Below are 4,869 nucleotides of genomic sequence, written 5' to 3'. Positions count from 1 at the left end.
GGTCGCATGCCTATCAATTGAGTTCCGTTCCCAACGAATACAACCTCGCCGACCGACAAAACTACTCGCGGTTCTATCCAAAGCGACTGCAAGCCGAAGTGATGCTTGATTCGATCGATTTTTTGACCGGCGCCCGCACCGACTTTGCCAATTTGCCCATGGGCACCAAAGCGGTCGCACTGCCGGACAACAGCTACAACAAATCGTCGCCGTTTTTGCGAGTGTTTGGGCGTCCTGAAAGTACCAGTGTGTGCGAGTGCGAGCGAGTTCAATCCGCCAGCCTGGCGCAAAGCCTGCATTTTATCAACGCCGCAGACATCAAAGCCAAACTTGCCTTCAAGGGAGGCCGCGCCGAACGTTTGGCGGCGACGAAAGAGGTCACCGACGATGACCGCATCAACGAGTTGTACTTGGCAGCTTATGCACGACCGCCTCGAGACGAAGAACGGGCGACCGCGGTTGCGTATTTGTCGGAACCACGCTTCGGCGCCGACAAGAAACCTTTAAGCGACGTCGATGCCACCCGCGAAAATTTACAAGATTTGTTGTGGGCACTGATCAATACAAAAGAGTTTTTATTCAACCATTAACGCCCGACCAACCACGTTTTTAGCGGTACGGCGCAAGCCGTCCGGTTGCGGAGTAAAAAACGTCCGATTTCGACCGGTCGGCTTGCGCCGCACCGCCACCAAAAACAATAACGTGCCACCATTGCCATGACCTACGATCCACCGACGAAACAATATCCTTCGCGTACGCACAGGCTGACGATTGCCTTTGTGATCTCGCTTTGCGTTGCGACAAACGCTTCAGACGCGTTCGCCCAGTCGGTTTGTTTGCCGTCACCTCGTTTGTTGACAACGATGCCGATGGGCGGACAAGTGGGAAGCGAAGTGGAAGTCACGCTCAGCGGCGAGGCGATCGACGACGCCAGCGAACTGGTCTTTTCGCATCCGGGGATCACCGCAAAATCGAAACTCGACGATGCCGGCAACGCGGTCCCCCATCGTTACGTTGTCACGATCGCGGCGGATTGTCCCGCAGGTATTCACGAAGCTCGTGTGATGACGCCGCTTGGATTGTCATCGTCACGCGTCTTTTCGGTCGATACCGTCGCCGAAGTCGTTCAAAGTGAACCGTCGACATCGCCAGAGCAGGCATTGCCCGTCGCGATCAACTCGATTGTCAACGCGACGATGCCGGTGCGTGGTGTGAATCATTATCGATTCGAAGCCAAACAGGATCAACGTGTCGTGGTTGATTGTGCCGCACGTGGGATCGACAGCAAATTAAACGCGGTCGTGATCATCGCCGACGCCGCGGGTCGCGATTTGTTGGTCGAGCGTCGTGGCGATCTGCTCGATTTCACGGCTCCCGCAGACGGCCAATACATCGTGAAAGTTCACGAGTTGACGTTCCAAGGAGGTGCTGAGCACTTTTATCGTTTGGCGATTCGCGAGCTTTCGGCGGATCAGCAACCGCAGCGAATGGCGGGGACTGAAGCCGTCAACGCGTTCTCATGGCCGCCAATCGGGCTCGCCCAAGCAGCAACGACGACCGAAGTCGAACCGAACGATTCAAAGGGGGCGGGCGCGCCAAAGCGGTCGGGCGAGGCGTCATCGGTGCAGACGATCACGCTGCCATGCGACATCGCGGGCACGTTCTTTCCGGTTGCCGATGTCGATGTGTTCGAGTTTACTGCGAAAAAAGGAGAGTCGTGGTGGGTCGAAGTCGCGTCGGAACGCCTTGGACTGCCCACCGATCCAACGATGCTGGTCCAGCGGGTTGTGGAAAGTGCCGCCGACGGCTCGAAGACCGAATCGCTCGTCGATGTCATCGAGCTAGCCGATATTCCGAGTCCGGTAAAAGTATCCGGCAACAACTACGCCTACGACGGTCCTCCGTACAACGCCGGGACATCCGACATTCTTGGCAAAATCGAGATCCCCGAAGACGGTCGCTATCGGGTGCAATTGCTCGATTCATTCGGCGGCACTCGCAGTGATATTCGCAATCGCTACCGGATGGTGATTCGCAAAGCCGAGCCCGATTTTGCCCTTGTCGCCTGGGCCCTACACATGGGGCTGCGTAACGGCGACCGCAACGCGTTGTCCAAACCGATATCGCTGCGGCCCGGAGCGACAATGGCACTGGAAGTCGTCGCGTTTCGTCGCGATGGATTTGATGGCGAAATTGAATTGTCGATGCAATCACTTCCCGATGGCGTGTTCGCGCAAGGGTTAAAAATTCCCGCCGGCAAATCGCGTGGCATCATGTTGGTCACTGCGGATGAAGGTGCTCCGTCAGCATGGGCAAACGCAACGTTCGTTGGTCAAGCCGAGATCGAGGGTGAAACCGTCAGTCGCCCTTGCCGCTTGGCGTCGATGGCGTGGCCGGTAAAGGATGCATGGTCCGAAATCCCCAGCCCCCGTTTGGTCGTGGATGTGGCGGTGTCGGTTGGCAGTGCCGAAGTCGCCCCGCTGACGATTCAGCCGACTGCCGATGCCCCGATCGAAGTGGTCGCCGGTGAATCGGTGACGATTCCACTGGCACACCGCCGACGAAGTGAATTTTCCGGAGCGACGGTTGCGATGCAAACCATGGGCAGCGGATTCGAAGCACATCCAAAATTCGACTTGCCACTCAATGACGATCACTCCGAAGTGACCCTCGACTTGGCAAAGCTAAAGCCAGCACCGGGCGACTACTGGATCGCTTTCTACGGAAGTGCGGTCGCAAAGTATTCACGAGAAGCACTGGCACCTGATCCGATGGTCCCTGCAGCGGTGGACGCAGCAAAGCCATCAAGCGAACCTGCCAAGAAGCCCTCCACCACCGACATCGCCGATATTGTGGTGTCCAAACCGATCGCGATTCGCGTCCTTCCCGCGGAGAAAAAATGAGACGTTCTGCACAACCCAATCGCGATGCTGAAATGATCAGTCCGGCTCATTGTCCCGGGCCGCTCGGTAACGTATTGACCACGGGGAATCGTATCCACGGTTCGTCTCGCCGCAGTTTCATGCGGATGGGGATCGCGGGGTTTGCCAGCCTTAGTCTGCCCAGCGTGATGCGACTGCAAGCGGCCAGTCCGACCACGGCGAAGAAAAAGACGGCGGTCATCATGGTTTGGAAACCAGGCGGATGCTCTCACATCGACACGTATGACCCCAAACCCAATGCGGGCACCGAGTATCGCGGCCCTTTTGGCACGATTGGAACAAAAATCCCCGGCGTCCGCTTTACCGAACTGTTGCCAAAACAGGCTGCGATCGCAGACAAGTTCACCGTGCTGCGAAGCATGCATCAAACCGCCGGGGGACATCCAGCCGGTTCCATGCAACTGTTATCGGGTGACTCTGACACGCGTGACAAACCCAAGCCGCGGCTTCCTGATTGGATGACCGTCGCGAACTACTTGCGAGCACAAGAGGAAACGACACGAACGAATCCGTTGCCACGCTATGTCGGCGTCAACATGTCGTCCGAATACATCGGCCCGGCGTACATTGGCGAAACCTATTCGCCGTTCTCGGTCACTGGCGATCCCAATGCACCCAACTTCGTGGTCCCCAACATCGGACTATCCGATTCACGCGAAGTCGAGCGTTTGAGCCGACGAATCGACTTGCGTCAAAAACTCGATACGATGACGCGTGCGTTTGACCAATACGGTGAACTTGGCGCACTCGATGAGTTCGAAACTCAAGCGATGACGCTGCTGACAAATCCGCAAACCAAGCGTGCATTCGACCTCAGCGAAGAAGACGACGAGACACGCGATCGTTACGGACGCAATACGTGGGGACAACAATTGTTGCTCGCTCGACGATTAGCCGAAGCGGGTGTCGAGGTGCTGACCAGCAGTCTGCGTGGCCCGCTGTGTGGCCGTGTGCAGAACTGGGACGATCACGCCGTCAATCATCACGTCTTTGACGCGATGCGTTTTCGAGCCGCCGCCTACGACCAAGCCGTTACCGCATTGATCGAAGATATTTATCAGCGAGGCTTGGACGACCGTGTGATGGTCGTTGTCACCGGTGAATTCGGGCGTACTCCAAAAATTAATTACCAACCCAGTACCGGAGCCGGGAACGCCAGCGCGGCGGCAGGCACCAAACAGCCCGGTCGCGATCATTGGCCGCGAGCGTTCTCGAACATCTGGGCTGGCGGTGGAATCCAAACGGGCCAGTGCATCGGAGCGACCGACAAACGTGGCGAAGACGTGATCGAACGTCATTGCGGCCCCGGCGACTTCTTGGCAACCATTTACCATCACCTGGGCATCGACGCTTCGAAAGTGTTTATCAAAAATTTTAACGGCCGTCCCACCCCGATCGTCGATCACGGCAAGCCGATTCCCGAGTTGATACGCGTTTAGCGTCGGCAAATTCCGGCAATTGCGTTTTGTTGCTATGCTCGCCAGAGCGTGGATCGTTGCGGCGCAAATGCGAAACACCACCTTCTGGCGAAGCTAGCTACGATATTTCCTTCAGACCGATTTCCCTCGCCTACCGTCATGCAAAACGTTTTTCAACATTGCTGTCTCTTGATTTGCCTCGCGTGTTGCGTTGCGATCGCGACTGCGCCCACGTTTGCGGCCGATCAAGCGGTTAGCTTCGAACTGGATATCCAACCGATACTGACCGCTCAAGCTTGTAATTCGGGCGCGTGCCACGGTAAACAGCGTGGCCAAAACGGGTTTCAGCTGTCGCTGCTGGGGTTTGATCCCGAATTCGACCACGCCGCGGTCAGCCGTGATGCACGCGGCCGACGTATTTTTCCCGCCTCGCCCGAGAACAGCCTGCTGCTGCTAAAAGCGACTGCGGAATTGCCGCACGGGGGTGGACGCAAACTCGAGCGAGGTTC

The 4,869-nt window shown here is 57.1% G+C and carries 3 protein-coding genes and 1 pseudogene; all 4 read left to right on the top strand.

What is annotated here, in order from left to right:
- On the top strand, nt 1-590 hold a 590-nt coding region (locus ABX962_RS30245; protein WP_372725131.1), incomplete at its 5' end, for a DUF1553 domain-containing protein.
- Nucleotides 591-716: 126 nt separating this feature from the next.
- Nucleotides 717-2,903, top strand: coding sequence for a serine protease (locus ABX962_RS30240; RefSeq protein WP_372725129.1), 2,187 nt, complete (start codon nt 717-719; stop codon nt 2,901-2,903).
- Nucleotides 2,900-4,381, top strand: a complete 1,482-nt coding sequence (locus tag ABX962_RS30235) for a DUF1501 domain-containing protein (protein WP_372725127.1) — start codon at nt 2,900-2,902, stop codon at nt 4,379-4,381. Before ABX962_RS30240 ends, ABX962_RS30235 begins: the two co-directional genes overlap by 4 nt.
- 138 nt (nt 4,382-4,519) lie before the next feature.
- Nucleotides 4,520-4,869, top strand: a pseudogene (locus ABX962_RS30230) (S-layer protein); the annotation flags it as partial.

It is taken from the genome of Novipirellula sp., assembly GCF_041583735.1.
In the GTDB taxonomy this organism is placed as follows: Bacteria; Planctomycetota; Planctomycetia; order Pirellulales; family Pirellulaceae; genus Novipirellula.
Note: the sequence above shows the minus strand (reverse complement) of the source record. Positions and strands in the feature narration are given on the sequence as shown.